The following is a 19,458-nucleotide window of genomic DNA, read 5'->3' as shown; positions in this document are numbered from 1 at the left end:
ACAGACCAAAAAATCAATCATTTTTTGGTCTGATTCCCATCCTCTTCCTCTTTAATGCTCTGTGATGTATTTATAAACTTCTTGGCCTGCTACTGCTCCGTCTCCAACGGCTGTGGTAATTTGGCGTAGGTCTTTCTGACGAACATCACCAATAGCATAAATGCCGTCAATAGCTGTTTTCATATGTTGATCCGTCACAATCCAGCCAGCTTCATCGCAAATACCCAGATCTTTGACAAAGTCGCTAACAGGATCTAGGCCGACATAAACAAAGACGCCACCAAAGTCTGACTCGCTGCTTTGTCCCGTTTTAACATTTTCAAAAACCACATTGGTTACCCTACGGTCGTCTCCTTTGATTTCTTTTACGACGGAATCCCAGATAAAGCTGATTTTTTCATTGGCAAAGGCTCGCTCCTGCAAGAGCTTTTGCGCCCGCAGTTGGTCACGACGGTGAACAATGGTCACAGACTTTGCAAAGCGCGTGAGGAAAATCGCTTCTTCAACGGCAGAATCGCCGCCTCCAACCACTAAGAGATCCTCATCACGGAAAAAAGCACCGTCGCAGACCGCACAGTAGGAAACGCCGCGGCTATTGTATTCTTCCTCGCCAGGAACTCCTAGATGACGATGATTGGCGCCAGAAGCCAAAATCACTGTCTTGGTCACAAAGGCTCCATCCTCAGTAATGATTTTCTTATAGTTACCATGGTCTTCAATTTTTTCAACCTGACCAAACAAATGCTCTACGCCTAGATTTTCTAGGGGCTCAAACATCTTTTCAGCCAGCTCTGGTCCGCTGATACGAGCATAACCGGGATAATTTTCAATCTCCGCAGTATTATTCATCTGACCGCCGTAAATACCGCGTTCAAGCAAGGCCACTTTTAGATTACTTCTAGCAGCATAGAGGGCTGCTGTCATTCCCGCAGGACCAGCTCCAATAATCATTGTATCGAACATCATCTTTTTCCTTTCTGTTTGTTGTAACTACTTTTATTCTAACAAACTAACTAATCTTTTACAAGTATTTAAGCTTTAAGAACAACCAGTAAACCAAAAATCGCAAAAGACAAAATTGGAATCGTCATAATTGTAATCAAAAGAAGATCGTAAATTTGGCTTTGACCTACCGCAAGCGTCCGATCCTTGCGACCGAGCCGCTGCAATAAAAGCCACAAACCATCGGCAAGGCCTACCAGAATTGTCGTATAGATGAGACTTTGGATATAGAGAGAAAAAATCTTAATTAACATGTCAGCTCCTCAATAATCAGTTGCCTTAAAAAGGTTTTAGTCGAAAACAAACCCAGCTGGTCTAGCCAACTGAGCTTTCACTTTTTCTATTATATCAAATATAAGTCCGTTTGTAACTAGCAAAGAATTCTTTGGTTCTCGCTTCCTTAGGATGATTGATAATCTCCTCTGGACTGCCTGACTCGATAATATGCCCCTTATCCAAGAAAAGCACCCGATCTGCTACCTGAGAAACAAAAGAGATATCGTGGCTGACCAGAATCATGGTTTGTCCTGCTTTAGCAGCGTCAGCAATGGATTTCTCTACCTCACCGACTAGCTCTGGGTCAAGGGCTGAGGTCGGCTCATCCAGCAAGAGAACATCTGGCTTCATGGCCAAGGCCCGTGCCAAAGCCACTCGCTGTTTTTGACCGCCTGATAAATGCTTGGGATAATGATTCTCACGGTCAGACAGGCCAACCTTTGCCAACTCTTCCTTGGCAATTTTAGTCGCTTCTTGGTCAGACAAGTTCTTGACTACTCGCAGACCTTCCTTGACATTTTCCAGAGCCGTTCGACGGGAAAATAAATTGAACTGTTGGAAAACCATGGCCAATTTTCGACGCAGAGTCAAGATTTCATCTGGTGAAATAGTTGAAAAATCCACCTTGAAGTTATCAATTTCAATCCTTCCGCTGTCTGGCTGTTCCAGATAGTTAAGGCTGCGCAGGAAGGTTGATTTGCCAGCACCTGAGGATCCTATTAGAGCAATGACTTCGCCTTTTTGAATTTCCAAACTTAGATTATCCAAGACCTTTTGTCCAGAAAATTCCTTACTTAACTGGGAAATTTTAATCATCAAATCTTACCTCCTTGCGCTTGCTCCATTTTTTCCAGATTGGCTGGCGCCTTGATATCCATAGCTTTTTCAATCGCACGACCGATTTGCTCAATCACGATATTGACAATCCAATAAATAATGGAAACGGAAATAAAGCGCTCAAAATAACGATAATCGGAGCCACCGATAGCTTGAGCCTTAGCGAAGACTTCCACGACACCCGCACTAAAGGCCAGAGATGTTCCCTTGGTCAAGCCGATGAGGGAGTTGATCAAAGTCGGTGTTGCCACAACTGCTGCATTAGGAATGATGACCAGCAGATAAACTTGGCGATTGGTCATGCCCAGACTGCGAGCCGCCTCAATCTCACCCGGATCCACTGAAAGAATAGCTGCTCGAATCGTCTCGCTAGCATAGGCCGCTTCATTGAAAGCAAAGGCAATAATGGCAAAGACTGAGGCAGGAATAGCATTGATATTAAAAGCCGTCCCATACTTTTGATTGATGGCTTTTAGCAGGAGCGGAATCCCAAAATAAGTCAACATGAGCTGGACCAAAAGGGGCGTCCCACGGAGGAAGCTCACAAAGAGAGCCTGAATAGGATACAAAATTCTTGTGCGGTTAATCTTGACCACTGCAAAAATCATGGCCAAGATAATGCCGAAAAATGCCCCACCCAGTGTCAACAAAAGTGTGACAGGTAAGGTTTTTAGAATCGCTGGAATGGCATCAAAAACAGCTCGTAAACTAAATAATTTGCCGTCTGGAAGGAGCTTCAAGAGCTCTTCATACCAGTTTGCAGCTAGGATATAAGTTGTAAACATTTTAATTACTTCTCTTTCTCGATAATGCATTATTCTATCATAATTTGACCCAGATGCAAACTATTTGGCATCAAGAATAGATAATCTTTAAACCTTTAATAGCTAAGTGGGAAATGACAATAAAATAGACCAGTAATCCTAGTCTATCATAGTTTCACTGGTCTTTAAAATATAATTTTTCTATATCGTCCATAGAAAGAATTTATGGCTAGAATATCTGGCGCTTAGCCTGGCGTTCTGCTCGACCACGTGCACGATTTTCAGCTCGCTTGGTCTTGCGGCGCTTTTCATTAACCGCCCATTGGATTTTCTTCTTATAGCCTGGCTTGATTTTTTTCTTTTTCTTCTTGACCAGACCAATCATTTCTGTGTCCAGCTTTTCCTTGGTCTTCTCCCGATTAGCGCGGCGATCCCGGTCGTAGGTATCTTGAAATTCCCCATTTTTGATCATCTTAGGAGTAAACTTGATGCCCAGCTTTTCCAACTCTCGAATATCTGAATCGTCACTCGGTTGATAAAGGGTAATGGCTGTGCCGGGAAGGCCATTTCGTCCAGTCCGACCAACGCGGTGGACAAAGAAAGACAAATCTTGCGGAATGGCATCATTGATGACATGGCTAACGCCCTCAATGTCAATCCCCCGAGCCGCCAAGTCCGTCGCTACGATGTATTCAAAGTCTAGATTCTTGATCTGATTCATGATACGCTTACGCTCCCGTGGAGGGATATCGCCGTGAATCTTGGCCACTTTTAGACCTTGCGCAGTTAGATAGGCCTGCAATTCATCCGCCCGAGTCTTGGTATTGACAAAAATCATCGCCAGATAAGGCTGGAGGAGCTGACTGATCTCATAAATCTGGGCATTCTTATCTCGCCCTTTGGTTGACAGGAGCCAGTTATCAATGGTATCAGCAATCACAGTCTTGGTCTTAATCTGCTCCATGACTGGATTAGACAGGTATTTTTTCAAGAAAGGTTGGAGCTTCTGCGGAATGGTGGCCGAGAAAACCAAAAACTGCAGGTCTTTGGGCAGACAAGCTGCAATCCGGTCGACCGTCTCCAAAAAGCCCATATCAAGCGTCATGTCAGCCTCGTCCACAACAAAGGTATGAGCCTTGTGGATAGCCAAATCGCCTGACTCAACCAAATCATAAATCCGCCCTGGTGTTCCAATGACGATATGGGGCTGGCTAGACTCTAGCTTGCCAATCTGACGAGCCTTGTCAGTCCCGCCGACATAGTTGGCCAATCGAATCTCTTGCTCCGAAAAGCTAGCCAGCTGACGGGCAGCCTGATAGATTTGGGTTGCTAATTCTCGGCTGGGTGCTGTAATCACCGCTTGGACGCTGTTCGCCTCTTCATCTAATTGCTGGAAAATAGGCAGCAAAAAAGTGTGGGTCTTGCCTGATCCAGTTTTGGACTCCCCGACCAAGTCTCGGCCAGATAACACCACCGGAATCAGCTTCTCTTGAACCTCTGTTGCTTCCACAAAGTTCAGGTCCCTGAGGGCTGCCTGAATATAATCTTTAAAGTTAAATTCTGTAAATTTCATTTTTTCCTCTGTTTACTCTTAATCTTACCTATTATACCAAAAAAATATCTTTTCTGCTCGGCTCAGGACAAGAAAAGGCGGGCTTACACCCACCTTCATATTACAAATATAGAATGGCCAAAGTCAGCAAGCTAGCTAAGAGGCCTACGCCCCAGAAAAAGAAGTCGACCTTCCATTCGCTCCAAGGCTGGCCATGACCAGAAAAGCCACCAAGCTCAAAGTGGTGATGGACTGGCGTCATACGGAAAATCCGCTTGCCACCCGTCAGCTTGAAATAAATCACCTGCATCATAACAGAAGTTGTCTCAAAGACATAGACAATTCCGATGAGAAGCAAGGTCCACTCTTGATGCAAGGCAATGGAGAGGGCAGCAAGCATACCGCCCAAAGCAAGACTACCCACGTCCCCCATAAAGATTTTAGCTGGCTTATGGTTAAAGACAAAGAAGCCCAGCAAACCACCAATCATGCTGATAATGACAATCAGAAGGTCAAAGCGCTTCTGCTCCAGAGCAATGACCCCGTAGGCCACCAAGCTGATCGCAACGGAGATACTAGCCAAGCCATCAATTCCATCGGTCAGATTGACAGCGTTGGAGAAACCAACCAGCCAAAAGAGGACGAAGAAGATATAGAGGAAACCTAGCTGCACTGGAATCGTAAAGACATTGAGAGAGTCACCTGCCCCGTGCTGATTGTAGAAGAAGTAAAAGATAACTCCCCCTACCAGCTGCAGAGCTAGTTTCTGCTTAGGATTCAGGCCTTCGTTGATCTTACGGAAGACCTTGAGGAAATCATCCAAAAAGCCAACGATTCCGTAGAGAACCAAGATAAAGAGAATCATAATCAAACCGTTGGATAGTTGTTGAGAAAGCAAAGCTGTCACAAAACTAGCCAAAACAGAAGCAACCAGAAAGACGGTTCCCCCCATCGTCGGCGTTCCAGCCTTAGCTTGATGTTGCTTGACATCCTCGTGCATTTGCTGGCCTGAAATATGAGCCTTGTGATAAAAACGGATAAAGGCAGGAATCCCAACAAGCGTTAGGATAAAGGTCAGAATTCCTGCAATAATTGCTGTTAACATGCTAGTCTCCCAATGTAACGGTTATTTTTTTCAATTTTTTCAGGTCTGTATTGACCTTTTCCTTCTGTTTGACAACTTTTGAGCCTTTGCCTTTAAAATTGACTTCCAGCCCTTGCCATTCAGCAAATTGCTCCACATTTTCCTTGGTCCAGCCATACATATCTGGCAAATCTTCAAAGTTATCACTTAAAATCAAAATCTGTTGATTGGCTTTCAGTTCTTGCCCTTCTTTTACAGAAATCTTCTTGATTTCACTGCCTGTTCCTAGGATGACTGGCTGTACTAGATTGCGGCGAAGCTCATCAGCCAAGCCTCCTGGGCTGATTTGATTTTTTAACTTCAGTTGTTTGGTCAAACCATCGATAGATGGCATTTTGTAGGTTGTTTCTTTTTCAACCAATTCCAAAGCAGGGCTATCGCCAGTTAGATTCAAGCTATCTTTAAGTGCCACAGCTTCTTCCAAGACTGGATTAACAACTTCCTGCCAGAAAAGTGGTGAAAATTTAACTTCAGGCTGCTGAACAGTGACATACATAATGAAATCTGGACTTTCAGCTGGTGTCATGGCTACTACGGAGTAAATGTAATTATTCTCCCCTTCCAAATAGCCCTTAGCTGACGCAATCTCGGCTGTTCCAGATTTCACGGCCACATCTTGCCCAGAAACCTTGATAACCGGTTCTCCGCCGATATTCAGTGTTCCATAATAAGGGACCGTTCCGACCTGAATCATATAATCCCGAGTCGTTTTCGCTGCTTTTCCTGAAACTGGATGACCAACGATTTCTGGCTGGGATTTACGGGCACTACCTGTTCGTGAATCATAAATAGCAGAGATAAATTTCGGCTCTAACATAACACCATCATTTGAAATAGCCGAAAAGGCACGTAACATCTGCACTTGGGTTACCCCAATCCCTTGTCCAAAGGAACTCATAGCAATGGTTACAGCATTGTCTGTAGGCAAGGCACCATATTCTTCATAGCCCATACCAAAACGAGTCGGTAAGCCAAATTTGAATTTTGATAGATAGTCTATCCACTTGGCATCTCCCATGTCTTGCTCAATGCGTGTCATCCCAACATTACTAGAGTAAGTAAAACCTTGAGCATAGGTCAGGACTTGTCCTGTTGATAACCCCATGTTTACATCCCAGTCGCGGATGGTAGCATCTGCAATCTTATATTCCGAGTTATCGTATGTTCCGGTTGGATTAAAGGACCCATTATCAATCGCTGAGGCTAGAGTCATAACTTTCATCGTTGATCCAGGCTCATACTGCGTCTGGTAAAGGAAGCTATTCCAAGTTTTCAAATGATCTACATTCAGGCCCTCTTTGGTATCCGCATTATAAGTCGGACGCTGAGTTGTTGCTAAAATCTCGCCTGTCTTGGCACTGACCAAAGTCGCACTGACAAATTTTCCTTTAGCTGTTTCTTGGAAGGCATCCATCCGCGTTTCCAAGTATGTCTGTAGCTGGGCAGAGAGGGTTGTATACACATCTTTTCCGTCTTCTGTCTTAACAGAAACTTCCTCTGAACCTGGGATAATGTTGCCTTTGCTGTCTTTTTCATAGGTAACCAGACCATTCTGACCGCCTAAGATACGGTCTAGCGACTGCTCCATCCCGGATTTCCCTACAAGAGTTTTGTTACCATCTTTATCCTCTTGCATCTGAGCCTGACCGATAAATTGCGAAGCAAAGATACCGTTACTATAGCTGCGGTTAGGGCTGGTTGTAAAATCAATTCCCTCTATCTTTTCCTTCTCCATCGCCTGCCGGATAGAGCTCATAGTACTATAGGTGATCCCATTTCCTTGAGAACCAAAAGAAACCTGCTTTAAATCCTTTTGCGCAAGCTGCTGCTTAACATAGTCCTTATCCATTCCTAGATGTTGATTAAGAATCTCAGCAACCTTTTCATACTGAGATTCTTCTACATAGAGGACCTTGCCAGCGGCGGATTTGTAATTTTTATCAATAACAGCATAAATGTTATAGGTTGTTGCATCTTCAGCGATCGGGACACCGTTGCGGTCATAGATCGTTCCTCGCTTGGCAGCGACAACAACTGTCTTTTGGTGTACTTGCTTGGCACCTTTTGACAAATTAACACCAAATTTCTGATCTGTCCCGATAATCGTCGCAAAATTAATTAAGAAAATGAAAAAAAGAAAGACGGCCAAGGCACTCATACTTTTTCCAACTTTTCGTCGATTGTATTCTGGGCTTTGTCTATTTTTTAAAGCATATCGCTGAATATTTTTTAAAAATCTATTACTCATTGGTTGTACTCACTGTCTTACGATTTCCCTTTTGGAGTTTCATATCCTGAGAGCTGGCCAACTGGGACAGCCTTTCATAACGTGTCAATTCATTCACTTCTTGCTTAATATTATCCAATTCAGCCTGCTCTGACTCAATCTGAGCATTAACTTCAGTCAAATCATGATTGACCTGCAGTAACTTAGTCTGCATAAACACAATACTGACTGCAAGGATAATCGCTGTTAAAATAATGGAGCCATAGAAGGCTTTTTCGACTCGAGAAAATTTCCGAATCCGTTTTTGAATAGGGTGTTGCTTTCTTTCTGCCATGAAACTTACTCATGCACCTTCCTAGCCACGCGCAACTTCGCAGAATGGGCGCGATTATTGGCTTCTAATTCTTCTTTGCTTGGTAAAATGGGTTTGCGAGAAACTAACTCCAGCTTGGGCTGCAAATCATCTGGAATGAAGGGTAGACCTTTGGGAACATCTACGGTTGAGGCTTCTTTAAACAGTTGCTTAGTCAGACGATCCTCCAGCGAATGAAAAGTAATCACTGAAATACGACCACCTACAGCCAACAAGTCAATAGCCTGCTGAATGGATTCATCGGCCGCCCCCAACTCGTCATTGACTTCAATCCGAATGGCCTGAAAAATCTGTTTAGCTGGATGACCTTTTTTCTTCAGTTCCTTAGCAGGTTTGGCTGATTTGATAATTTCCGCCAGCTCTGTCGTCGTTTCGATTGGCTTGACTTCTCTCGCTTGCTCGATCTTACGGGCAATCTGCTTGGAAAACTTATCTTCACCATATTTGAAAAAAATACGGACTAGGTCGTTATAAGGATATTGATTCACAACTTGGTAAGCTGTCAAGGCAGCTTCTTGATTCATCCGCATATCCAACGGAGCATCCTGCTTATAAGAAAAACCGCGCTCCCGCTCATCCAGCTGCGGACTAGATACGCCCAAGTCATAACAAATTCCATCAATCTTCTCGACCCCTACTTCATTCAAACGAGTCTTTAGATTGCGGAAATTATCCTTGATAAAGGTCACCATGCCCCGCTCAATGTAGGGAGCCAGACGTTTTTTGGCATTGTCAATCGCAGTCTGATCTTGGTCAAAAGCATACAAATGCCCCTTGTCTCCCAGCTTGCTCAAAAGATACTCGCTGTGACCAGCTCCGCCCAAGGTCGCATCAACATAGATGCCATCTGGCTGAACATCAAGCTGGTCAATCGTTTCGTGAAGAAGTACAGTAATGTGATGAAATTCTTTTGTCATATCCTATCTATTATATCACATTCATGTATAAAAAAAAATCTAAAAGAATATATCAGCTTTTGATAGGCTACCTTATAGCTTTTGCAAGTCACTTTCAGATATTTACCACTTGGCCTACGAGCTTCTACCAGTCAGCGAAAAGGCCTTGCGGGCATGCCACATTTTGCTATAATCATAACTACCAATGCATTGCGAGTTGGAATTTCTTACCATTCCGAAATTGATTCGTCCCCAAAGGAGATTTATTATGAAACTTGCTTTAAGAAATAGACTATTTGCCTTTATCAGTCTGTCACGGATCTTTAATATCCTAGGCTCTTCTATCTATAATATCGTCTTTATCGTATTTGCTTCTAGCATGCCCCAACCCAAGTTTGCCGTTGGTATTGCCAATTTTATCGTTCTTGTTCCTACCTTTTTCACAGTCTTTGTCGGGATGAAAGCTGACAAAACCATTCAAAAGGCCCGCTGGCTTATTCATCTAGGTTATTTGCAGGCCTTCCTCTTCACCCTAGTCGCCCTCCTAACCAAGTCCGCCTCCTACCTCGCCTTTGCTACCGTCTGCTTTCTCAATATCTTTTCTGACATTATCAGCGACTATCGCAGTGGCCTACAGATGCCTATCTTACAGAAAAATATAGAAGAGAAAGATTTGATGGAAGCTTACTCCTTCACTCAACTTCTCACTTTTTTAGGAAATTTTGCTGGGCAAGCCTTGGGTGTCTGGTTACTTAGTATCAGCCAGCAGAATTTCGCTATGGTTGCCCTCATTAATGCCCTCTGCTTCCTACTTTCCTCAAGCACTCTTTATCTGATTCGCCAAAAACTCACCCATGATGCCCCTGCTGTTACAGAGGAAAAGCTTCCTTTCAAGGCTCAGATGAAAGACCTTTACCAGAATGTCCAAATGATTTTTGAACAAGAAAAAATTGGAAACTTCCTGCTAGTGCTGCTTCAAGTCCTCCTCTTAAATGCACTGGCCGGCTCTATCATGGGACTCTACAATCTCTATTTATTGGATCACCCATTTTGGGGACTAAACCTGAGCCAGTCTCTGCTCATTATCGAGTCCTGCACAGTGATTGGGATTATCTCTGCCAGTGCCTTCTCAAATGATTATTTTTCCAAGCTCTCTCTGATGCGACTCGTCGTTTGGTGCTCGCTAGCTCTCCTCCTCTTAGGCATCAGCAATTTACTCCAAGCTCCTGCTCTCTTGGGAATTTTCTTTCTTACCTTTCTCATGTACATCTCTGGAAAAATCAATCCTAAAATCAACAGCATGCTGCTGAGTAAACTTCCTCCAGAAGTATTAGCCCAAACCTCCAACTTTCTCACCATGCTCTTTACCTTTTCCATTCCGCTAGGAAGCATGCTTTTCACTAGTCTCGGCCTTTGGAATATGGGAAGCGCTTGGTTGGTCTTCTCTCTACTTAGCGGTGTCTGCCTTCTACTCAGTCTCAAAAACAACTAGAGTAAAAATCGTCGCAATTCCATACAAAAAAGAAGGAAGCCTAGACTTCCTTCTTACATATTTTTCAATCTTTCTACCCGATCAGAAATTGGTGGGTGAGTGTAGAAGAGCTTTTGCAAGCCACCCTTCTTCTTAGGATCATTGATATAGAGGGCTGCACTAGCATCATCTACATGGTGCTCCATGGGCTGGCTATTGTCTAACTTCAACAGGGCATTGATCATGCCCTTAGGATTACGGGTCAGCTCAACACTTGAAGCGTCTGCCAGATACTCACGTTGACGGGAAATAGCCAACTGCACCAATGTTGCAGCAAGCGGCGCCAAAAGAAGAGCTAGTAGAGAGACAATCATCAAAACAATTCCTAAGCCATTGTCATCATCCCGATCGTTTCTTCGACGGCCACCACCGCCAAACCACATCATGCGCCCAGCCATGCTAGATAGCATCGTGACAGCACTTGTAAGCGCCACTGCAATCGTCGAAATGCGAATATCATAATTACGAATGTGACTGACTTCATGCCCCATTACACCTTCAAGCTCTTCACGATTCATGAGGGCAAGCAATCCAGTTGTCGCAGCCACAGCCGCATTCTCAGGCTTTGAGCCAGTCGCAAAGGCATTGGGCGAGGCATCTTCTACGATGAAGACCCGAGGCATAGGAATCTGAGCCACCATGGCCATATCCTGTACAACGTGATAGAGTTCAGGCGCCTCCTCCTCGGAAACTTCCCTCGCACCGTTCATCAACATGACAATCTCTGTGGACTGAAAAATCATACTGACAGCATAAATACCACCGATGATGAAAGCAATGGCTATCCCACCAAAGGGAGAATCAAGCCAAAGATAGCCGACAGCTGCCCCAATCAAAGCTAAAAGAGCAAAGAAGGCGACGAGGAGAAGCCAAGTGCGCCTTTTATTGCTGGCAATTTGGTCAAACAACATAGTGGCCACCTACCCCAAATCGCTAAAATCCACTTTAGGAACAGCCTTTTCTTCCTCTGGTGTCTTCAAGAAGTCTGCTGCTTTGAAGCCAAACATACCTGCAATGACATTGCTTGGGAAAGTCTCCATTTTGACATTGTAGTTGCTGGTTACTGAATTATAAAGCTGACGAGAATAAGCAATCTTATTCTCTGTATTTGTCAACTCTTCCTGAAGTTTCAAGTAGTTTGTATTTGCCTTAAGATCTGGGTAATTTTCAGCAACCGCAAAGATACCAGAAATCGAACGAGTCAGAGCGTCACTAGCCTCCATAGCTTGAGCAGGTGATGAGGCAGCAGCTACTTGGTTACGCAATCGAGTAACATTTTCCAAGGTTGACTTCTCATATTTTCCATAACCTTTTACCGTCTCTAAAAGGTTGGGAATCAGGTCATTTCGGCGTTTGAGCTGGACATCAATCTGACTCCAAGCTTCCTGAGTCTGCATACGGCTCTTAACAAGCCCATTGTAAACAGAAATCACGAAAATAGCTACAACTGCCACAACGGCAATAATAATTAAAAACATGGACATAATAAAGATACTCCTTATGATTTGATTGCACCTATTATAACAAAAAAAGCTCAACCTGTCTTTCTTGACATGTCATCTAGCAAAAGAGCTTTAGCTTGAGTAATATTCAAACACCAAAATGGTCAAATATCTAGAGCTGGCTTCTTCACTTTTCTAAAAAACAAATTCTGAAAATAAAGGACAGTCAGCATCTAATCCTTGGGTACCCAGGAAGCCAATCGTCAGAAGCACCTTGCCCCATTTTATGATATAATAGAATGAATATTGACAAACAAGGATGAAACTATGACACCGCAAGAATTTTACCAGCTACTAAGCCAGCAGGGAATTGAGCTGACCGACCGCCAGAAAGACCAGTTTGAGCGTTATTTTGAACTTCTGGTCGAATGGAATGAAAAAATCAATCTGACAGCTATCACAGAGAAAAACGAAGTCTATCTCAAACATTTCTATGATTCAATTGCGCCCGTTTTGCAAGGCCTGATTGATAATCAAGAGCTTAAGCTATTAGATATCGGAGCCGGTGCCGGCTTTCCTAGCCTCCCTATGAAAATCATCTGTCCCCAGCTGGATGTGACTATCATTGATTCCCTCAACAAACGCATCAACTTCCTCAAACTGCTGGCAGAGGAGCTCGGGTTGGACAAGGTTCACTTCTACCACGGCCGCGCAGAAGACTTTGCTCAGGACAAGGCTTTTCGAGCTCGATTTGATCTGGTCACTGCCCGTGCAGTCGCTCGGATGCAGGTCCTATCTGAATTGACCATTCCCTATCTGAAAGTTGGCGGCAAGCTACTGGCACTCAAGGCTTCCAACGCCCCCGAGGAGCTAGAGGAAGCCAAAAATGCCTTGAGTCTCCTCTTTAGCAAAGTCCAAGACAACCTCAGCTATGCCCTACCAAATGGTGACCCTCGCTTTATTACGGTGGTGGAAAAGAAGAAAGAAACTCCCAACAAATACCCCCGCAAGGCCGGTATGCCAAATAAAAGACCATTATAAAAAGAAAAATCAGGCCATACTTGCCTGATTTTTTATGTTTGTTAAACCATATTATTTTTCCACAGCCTCATTATAGATTCGAATCCAAGGAGCAACTTGATTTATCACATCTAAAAACTGTAATAAGTCAATATATTTTTGATCCGTATAAGGTCCAAAAGCCAGACGGATATCTTTGTTAGAACTCATTGGATTGTAATACAGATACAGGTGATGAACTTTTGCATACTTTGTTTCTTCCACTTCCTCAATCTTAATGGTCACATCAATTAAATCAGAGAGCATGAGAAATTGGAAATAAGCATCAACCCGTATGATGGCATCCTTGTAGAGATAGAGAGATAGACTTTCACGCGCATAACGAGAATCGCTATAAATTAGTTGAAAATCCTTTTCAAGCTCTGGAAAGTGAGAATAAAGTTCTTGACAGCGTCGCAAACTCTTTTCCCTATTGACTATAGCAAGGCAAGTAAAGAGACCGCTCATCGCCATTAGCAAGATGATTAAAATCAGGGTCATTCTCCCACCGACTTCATCTGTCTGTGACAAAGCCAAGAGCAAAACGAAAGCCCCTAGACCACAAAAAACAGGAAAAACTAATTCCTTATAAAATTTAAAATTTATTTTTTCTTGCACCAATTGATCCTCTCAATCCAAACATGGCTAGTTTTCCACCTCGATCCTAGGCCCAAGGATTATAAAAACGTCCTTGATTGACAACGAAAAGAAGAAGGCTGAGGGCTAGTAGAAGGACGGACACCACGATTACAAGTTTGTCTAGTTTTCTGAAGGCTTTCTGGGTGTACCAGGTCCGCTTTTTGTTTTTCCCAAAGCGGCGCAGCTCCATGGCCGTCGCGATAGTATTGATTCGCTCGAGCGAGCTGAAAATCAAGGGAATGACGATTTGCAGATTGCCCTTGACCCGCTTGCTGAGGGGAGCTTTCTTGGATAATTCTTGCCCACGCGCCTCTTGAGACATCTTGATGAGGTAAAATTCTTCCTGCAAATCCGGAATATAACGCAGGGTCAGGCTGACCGCATAGGCAATCTTATAAGAAAGGCCGATTTGGTTCAGACTAGAAGCAAATTGACTGGGGTGGGTGGTCATGAGAAAGATCACCGCTAGGGGAATCGTTGAGAAATACTTGAGTAAAAGATTCAAGAGATAAAAGAGCTCCTGAAGCGTGAGATTATAAGCTCCCCACCCTGTCCAGAGCACATTCTTGGCTCCATAAATCTCCACCCCATACTGAGGGGCAAAGAGATAAACCATGAGAATATTCAGCGCTGCAAAGGTTCCCGCAAAAGCCAAAACGAAAGAAATATCTTTCAGCCGAATCTCAGACATTCTAAATAAAATTAGAGAAGCTAGCGCCACAAGAAGGAGGAAGCGCGTATCGTAGCTCATCATGGCCGCCACCGAAACTAGGATAAAAAAGATCAGTTTGCTGGCACCAGAAAGAGCATGGAGAAAAGTCTTTCCGGCATGATAGCCAATCAATTTCTGTTGATTAAACATGACTTTCCTCCTTTTTTCGCATGTAAAATTGAGTCAGAGCTAGCGGATTCACTCCCAGCTTCTCAGCTAGGCTAAAAATCGATGTTTCCTTTAGATTGGCCGCTGCAATCAACTCATGATTGGACAAAACCTGAGCAGGCGACTGGTCTGCTAAAATCTGGCCGTCCAGCACCACGATTGCCCGATCAGAATAATCCAGCATAAGCTGCATATCATGGGTAATCATGATAATCGTATGTCCCTGCTGGTTTAGCTCGTCGAGAAAGTCCATCATCTCTGTATAGTGGCGCTGATCCTGACCAGCTGTTGGCTCATCCAAAAGGATAATCTCTGGATTTAGCACCAAGATAGAAGCAATGGTCACCCGCTTCTTCTGACCAAAAGACAGGGCTGAAATCGGCCAACTGCGAAATTCATAGAGACCGCAAGTTTTGAGAACAGCATGAACCCTTTTGTCAATCTCTGCTTCTGCCAAACCACGCAACCGCAGTCCCAGAGCCACTTCATCAAAAATCATTGTGGTCGAAATCATCTGATTGGGATTTTGCAGGACATAGCCAATCCGCTCCGCTCGCTCCTTGATAGAGTCTCCCTTGATATCCTGTCTCTGCCAACGATACTCCCCTTCTGTATCAATAAAACGACAGAGAGCCTTAGCTAGAGTAGACTTGCCAGCTCCATTTTTCCCAACGATGGCTATCCGCTCCCCCTTGAAAATCTTCAGACTGATATCCCGCAAAATAGGTTGATTGCTCTGATAGGCAAAGGAAACATGGTCGAGTTCCAAAAGTGCTTCGTGACGACTGTCATCCTGCTCTGCTTTTTGGTCGGTCAGATTCTGCGAAAGTCCTGTAAGTTCCAGCTTGGTTAAATCAGCCAGATGAGTCTCGCTTGCCACATCAAAACCAAGCTGCCGCAGGGCTGTGATATAGAGGGGTTCTCGGATCCCATTTTCCGCTAAGAGTTTCGTCTTGAGCAGATCATCTGGCGCGCCATTAAAGAGGATTTGCCCATCATTGACAAGAACAACTCGATCAACAGGTCGATAAAGAACATCTTCCAAGCGATGCTCGATGATGATGGTCGTGGTCGCAGCTTCTCTATGAATCTGATCAATCAGATCAATCGTATCCTGGCCAGACTTGGGATCGAGATTGGCCAAAGGCTCATCAAACAGCAAAATTGGACTCTCATCGATCAAGACACCCGCCAGACTGACCCGCTGTTTCTGCCCACCAGACAAGTCTTGAGGACGGTGATCCAAAAGCTGCTCTAGGTCCAGCTGCTTGGCCCAACGCAGGACTTTCTCCCGCATCAAGGGCAAGTCCACCATATCATTTTCCAAGGCAAAGGCCAAATCCTCTGCCACACTGAGCCCGATAAACTGACCATCCGTGTCCTGCAAGACCGTGCTGACTAGATTTGACTTGTCATAAATACTGCTATCAAAGGCTGGCTGCCCCTTAATCAAGAGTTGCCCACTGGCCTGACCCTTGTAAATATTGGGAATAATGCCGTTGAGACACTGACCCAAGGTTGACTTACCAGAGCCAGACGGTCCAATCAGCAGTACCTTTTCCCCTTCATAAATAGTCAGATTGATATGCTTCAAAGTTGGCTCCGACTGAGCCTGATATTGAAAACTAAAATCTTCAAATTGAATAATTGGTTTTTTCATGTTTTTCTATAAGGCCAAAGCGATCTGAATCGCCAGATTGGCCACCTTGTCTTTCTCGTCTAAGTCCGCATGATTAGCCAGATTGCGCATGTCCCAAGCCTCCTCAGACAGATGATCCGCCGCATAAAAGAACTGGCAAACTTGAACGCCACGAAAGTCCGCCAGAGCCGCTACAGCCGAGCACTCCATGTCCACACAGATAGCTCCCGCCTCTTTTCGCCTGCGCAGCTTGTCCGCAGTCTCTCGGAAAATACCATCGGTCGTCCAAACCTTCCCCAAGCTATGGGAAATTCTTCGCTGCTCAAGGAAATTTACCAGAAAATCCTGCAAGCCGACATTGACTGCTATCTCCGAACTAGCCGGATGGTAATGATAGCTAGTCCCCTCATCGCGCAAGGCTGCTGTCGGAATAATGACGGATGTTGCTTTGATATCCTCGTCCAGCACACCACAAGTCCCAAAGAGAACCAGCTTTTTCATACCAAAAGCAATCAAATCCTCCAGAATAGCCACACAAGCAGAAGCCCCAACTGGAGCATTGAAAAGAGCTAGCTCCTGTCCATCCACAAAAACCCGATAGATAGGAATTTCAATGTTGGCCATAGATGTCGTCGTAATCAACTCATGGTCAAAATCCGCCAACATTCGGGCAAAGGTCTCCCGAGCAAAGCAGGACACTGCCGTCTGCGGAAAGCCTTCAATAGGCTCTATCAAATCCTCTGGATTGATGATGGCCTTACGGTTTTGATCAAACTCTTCAAGAATCATCGACTTGTTTTGTCCCTTTCTTTAGCATGAAATAGCCAGCTAATGTCCACTGACTCTATCCTACTATTGTATCATAAAAAGGCTGTCTACTGACTATCGCCTGCATATTTTCTAGCTAGCCAAGGATATAGGCAGACTCTATAGCAAGGATGGGCTCAAGCGCATTTCAAAACAAAAAAATTGGGATAAAGCAACTGCCCCCATGCGCTAGATTAATATCTAGCTATCGGAGGGCAGTCAATCTGAACAAGAATTTTCACATAAAAAGATTATTTATCCATAATAGAAGCTGAAGCTAAACTGGCTGAGTCCAGTTTTGGCATGAACAAAGACTACAAAACAAACTCCTGGCAATCTTCAAAGAGAGCTTTCATTTGGGCAAAAGTCATAGCAGAAACAAGAACTTTCTCAGCATCAAATAATTGTGTCATATTTTCAGGAAGCTTGTCCAAAAAATCTGAATATGAAATTCTCTTGTAAATAAAGAATTTCTCCAGATTGTCCGGGTCTGCATCATCACATCCGACCAGATTACAGCACCAGCTAAGTTTTGATTCATCAATATATTCAGTATCTTCTGGTGCGAGAGTAGGTACGAGAGGAAGGATTGTATCAACACCAGCAGTTAGCGTATAGGTCCCTAAAATTTTTTCACTCTGCTCACTTCCATAAAATTTACTTTGAGCGTCATAGGCACCAATATACTGTCGAGTGGTGAAAAAATCACTATAACTCTGAGCAGGATTATCTGCCTTCAATAAACCTTCCACCAGATGTGGACTCAGGGCAAGCGTTCTCCGAATACCATCTTGATACACAAGCTCATAGCCTGATTTTAGAAAGTCCTCCAAGCCAAAAACTATGTCCTCTTGATAAGGGTAGTCCCAGACACTTGAACTGCTATATTCTCTACCATGTTCATCACGGATGCTTGTCCCCAAACGACTTGATAACTTAGAAATCAAAGTAAGGGTCTGAGACCAATCAGCAAGTGTTGAAGGAGTCAGAATCCGCACATTGTAAGTTTGTTGAGTCTTATCATATTCCAAGTCAATATAACGGCCTGACTTTGCAGGAACCCAGCATTTCAATAGAGCAAGCTTATCTAGTCCAAGGTACATAAACTCTTTCTGTATAGGGTGGGGTTCCAGTCCATCAACAAATCCAAGCAATTCACTGATTTTTAAAACTTTCTGAAATCCTAGAAACCCCCGTTTATTTGGAATAGAAAATGTAATACTCATAAAATAATGCCCCTACCATATTTTAACTATATTATAGCATAAATTGCTATGGGGAAAATTAGAATATGAAACAAGCTTTTCCATTTTTAATTCTTCATTTTGACATGGCAGTACAAATTACACAATCACTAAAAAAACAATCCGATCTCCTCAGATTGCTCTTTATTTACTAGAAAAAGGGTCTTGGTCAGCCTTGTTTTGCCACACGTATTCTGCTTTTTTAGCCAATTCTTCTGCCAAGTCCTGACCCCAGAAATTAGCCACAAAGCCTAAGGACATATCCATACCAGCCGAGACACCTGACGAAGTGTAGAACTTCCCATCTACGACCCAGCGTGCTTGATCTTGCCAAAGGACTTCTCTATCATGTGAAGCGACCCAAGACAAGGCAAGCTTGTTGCTAGTGGCTTTACGCCCCTTGAGTTGACCAATCTGAGCTAAAAGAGCTGCTCCTGTACAAATACTTAAGACCAACTCAGCTTGCTGGACAGCCTTTTCTAGCGAAGATAGGAAAATCTTATCCTCCACCATCTTTCTGACACCTTGACCACCAGGCAATAAGAGAAGAGAATTGGGAGGTAAGCTTTTAAAATTATCCGTCATGATTTGAAAACCTTGCCGACTAGAAATCAGACCACCATCAAGGGAGACATATTTCGTCTCTACATTGGGTAAAGTAGCTAAAAACTCTACTGGCCCCATCAAATCTAGGGTCTCAAAATCATCAAAGAGAAATGAAACCATCGTAATTGGTTGCTCTATTTTTAACATTGATCTCCTCTCATTTTCCATTGGTTCATAGCAGTCACTTATTCTACTTTCGATAACGCCCCAGTAGGAATAAAAGTACCACCAAACCAATAACAAAGAAGACGATCCCTAGAATCAGCTTAATTATAAAACCTACAAAATAGAATAAAAAGATTAAACCTAAAATAAATAGAAATAATAGAATTCCCATAAGATCACCTCTGGCTACTATTATACCTAAAATAACGAGATTGGGATAGTTTTTGCTTATTCTTAGCATATCATAGTAAGGCAAAACTCATTTTTTATACCAACAAGTCTAATAATCTTCTAGACTCTCAATTAACGGGATATCTAGTGCAAAAGTATATAAACATTTGTATTAAAAAAGAAGACAAGCCTGCTGAATCAAAA

18 protein-coding genes and 2 pseudogenes are annotated in these 19,458 nt (G+C 43.6%); 2 read left to right on the top strand and 18 right to left on the bottom strand.

The features are described 5' to 3' along the window. Positions 1-51: 51 nt before the first annotated feature. The 9 genes from trxB to rsmH form a co-directional block, all read right to left on the bottom strand. Entirely contained in the window at positions 52-963 is a 912-nt protein-coding gene (gene trxB, locus HBA50_RS02430; protein WP_045500827.1) for a thioredoxin-disulfide reductase, read from the bottom strand. A 68-nt stretch (positions 964-1,031) separates the two neighbouring features. After that, positions 1,032-1,256, bottom strand: a complete 225-nt coding sequence (locus HBA50_RS02425; RefSeq protein WP_045500825.1) for a DUF4059 family protein — start codon at positions 1,254-1,256, stop codon at positions 1,032-1,034. Positions 1,257-1,350: 94 nt separating this feature from the next. Continuing rightward, positions 1,351-2,094: an amino acid ABC transporter ATP-binding protein gene (locus HBA50_RS02420; RefSeq protein WP_045500823.1), complete on the bottom strand. Its 744-nt coding sequence runs from the start codon at positions 2,092-2,094 to the stop codon at positions 1,351-1,353. Next, the gene (locus HBA50_RS02415; protein ID WP_045500821.1) at positions 2,094-2,900 is read right to left on the bottom strand and encodes an amino acid ABC transporter permease; all 807 of its coding nucleotides are present in this window, start codon (positions 2,898-2,900) and stop codon (positions 2,094-2,096) included. The genes HBA50_RS02420 and HBA50_RS02415 overlap by 1 nt, the downstream gene beginning before the upstream one ends. A 208-nt stretch (positions 2,901-3,108) precedes the next feature. Next, positions 3,109-4,452 carry a DEAD/DEAH box helicase gene (locus HBA50_RS02410; RefSeq protein ID WP_045500819.1) on the bottom strand — a complete coding sequence of 448 codons (1,344 nt, stop codon included), beginning with the start codon at positions 4,450-4,452 and terminating at the stop codon, positions 3,109-3,111. A gap of 100 nt (positions 4,453-4,552) precedes the next feature. Further along, positions 4,553-5,536: a phospho-N-acetylmuramoyl-pentapeptide-transferase gene (gene mraY / locus HBA50_RS02405; RefSeq protein WP_045500817.1), complete on the bottom strand. Its 984-nt coding sequence runs from the start codon at positions 5,534-5,536 to the stop codon at positions 4,553-4,555. A gap of 1 nt (position 5,537) precedes the next feature. After that, complete coding sequence (gene pbp2x, locus HBA50_RS02400) at positions 5,538-7,823, bottom strand: penicillin-binding protein PBP2X (RefSeq protein ID WP_045500816.1); 2,286 nt, start codon at positions 7,821-7,823, stop codon at positions 5,538-5,540. After that, positions 7,816-8,136, bottom strand: coding sequence for a cell division protein FtsL (gene ftsL, locus HBA50_RS02395; protein ID WP_005591835.1), 321 nt, complete (start codon positions 8,134-8,136; stop codon positions 7,816-7,818). The genes pbp2x and ftsL overlap by 8 nt, the downstream gene beginning before the upstream one ends. 5 nt (positions 8,137-8,141) lie before the next feature. After that, complete coding sequence (gene rsmH, locus HBA50_RS02390; RefSeq protein ID WP_045500814.1) at positions 8,142-9,092, bottom strand: 16S rRNA (cytosine(1402)-N(4))-methyltransferase RsmH; 951 nt, start codon at positions 9,090-9,092, stop codon at positions 8,142-8,144. A 247-nt stretch (positions 9,093-9,339) separates the two neighbouring features. On the opposite strand from rsmH, the gene HBA50_RS02385 reads away from it, so the two are divergent. Further along, positions 9,340-10,563, top strand: coding sequence for an MFS transporter (locus tag HBA50_RS02385; RefSeq protein ID WP_045500812.1), 1,224 nt, complete (start codon positions 9,340-9,342; stop codon positions 10,561-10,563). Positions 10,564-10,616: 53 nt separating this feature from the next. On the opposite strand, the gene htpX is transcribed toward HBA50_RS02385, so the two are convergent. Further along, entirely contained in the window at positions 10,617-11,513 is an 897-nt protein-coding gene (gene htpX, locus HBA50_RS02380) for a zinc metalloprotease HtpX (protein WP_045500810.1), read from the bottom strand. 9 nt (positions 11,514-11,522) lie between these two features. Then, entirely contained in the window at positions 11,523-12,080 is a 558-nt protein-coding gene (locus tag HBA50_RS02375) for a LemA family protein (protein ID WP_045500951.1), read from the bottom strand. A 291-nt stretch (positions 12,081-12,371) separates the two neighbouring features. Here HBA50_RS02375 and rsmG point away from each other — a divergent pair, with 291 nt between their 5' ends. Then, positions 12,372-13,085: a 16S rRNA (guanine(527)-N(7))-methyltransferase RsmG gene (gene rsmG / locus HBA50_RS02370; protein ID WP_045500808.1), complete on the top strand. Its 714-nt coding sequence runs from the start codon at positions 12,372-12,374 to the stop codon at positions 13,083-13,085. 51 nt (positions 13,086-13,136) lie between these two features. Here rsmG and HBA50_RS02365 read toward each other — a convergent pair whose 3' ends face one another. The 7 genes and pseudogenes from HBA50_RS02365 to HBA50_RS02340 all read right to left on the bottom strand — a co-directional run bounded on the left by HBA50_RS02365 (position 13,137) and on the right by HBA50_RS02340 (position 19,065). Then, complete coding sequence (locus HBA50_RS02365; protein WP_045500806.1) at positions 13,137-13,721, bottom strand: hypothetical protein; 585 nt, start codon at positions 13,719-13,721, stop codon at positions 13,137-13,139. A 46-nt stretch (positions 13,722-13,767) separates the two neighbouring features. Then, a complete protein-coding gene (locus tag HBA50_RS02360) occupies positions 13,768-14,604 on the bottom strand; it encodes an energy-coupling factor transporter transmembrane component T family protein (protein ID WP_045500804.1) in 837 nt (278 codons plus the stop codon). Continuing rightward, a pseudogene (locus HBA50_RS10580) lies at positions 14,597-15,400 on the bottom strand (energy-coupling factor ABC transporter ATP-binding protein); the annotation flags it as partial. The gene HBA50_RS02360 and the pseudogene HBA50_RS10580, both read right to left, overlap by 8 nt. 27 nt (positions 15,401-15,427) lie before the next feature. Then, positions 15,428-16,282 (bottom strand): annotated as a pseudogene (locus tag HBA50_RS10575) (ATP-binding cassette domain-containing protein); the annotation flags it as partial. Between the two features lie 6 nt (positions 16,283-16,288). After that, positions 16,289-17,050, bottom strand: a complete 762-nt coding sequence (locus HBA50_RS02350; RefSeq protein WP_045500800.1) for a nucleoside phosphorylase — start codon at positions 17,048-17,050, stop codon at positions 16,289-16,291. Positions 17,051-17,382: 332 nt separating this feature from the next. Then, positions 17,383-18,294 carry a DUF4299 family protein gene (locus HBA50_RS02345; protein WP_045500798.1) on the bottom strand — a complete coding sequence of 304 codons (912 nt, stop codon included), beginning with the start codon at positions 18,292-18,294 and terminating at the stop codon, positions 17,383-17,385. A gap of 162 nt (positions 18,295-18,456) precedes the next feature. Next, complete coding sequence (locus HBA50_RS02340) at positions 18,457-19,065, bottom strand: DJ-1/PfpI family protein (RefSeq protein ID WP_005592293.1); 609 nt, start codon at positions 19,063-19,065, stop codon at positions 18,457-18,459. Positions 19,066-19,458: the final 393 nt, after the last annotated feature.

Origin of the sequence: Streptococcus cristatus ATCC 51100 (genome assembly GCF_011612585.1) — a bacterium.
In the GTDB taxonomy this organism is placed as follows: domain Bacteria; phylum Bacillota; class Bacilli; order Lactobacillales; family Streptococcaceae; genus Streptococcus; species Streptococcus cristatus_H.
The sequence above is the reverse complement of the archived record's forward strand: the minus strand, read 5'-3'. Positions and strand labels throughout refer to the sequence as shown.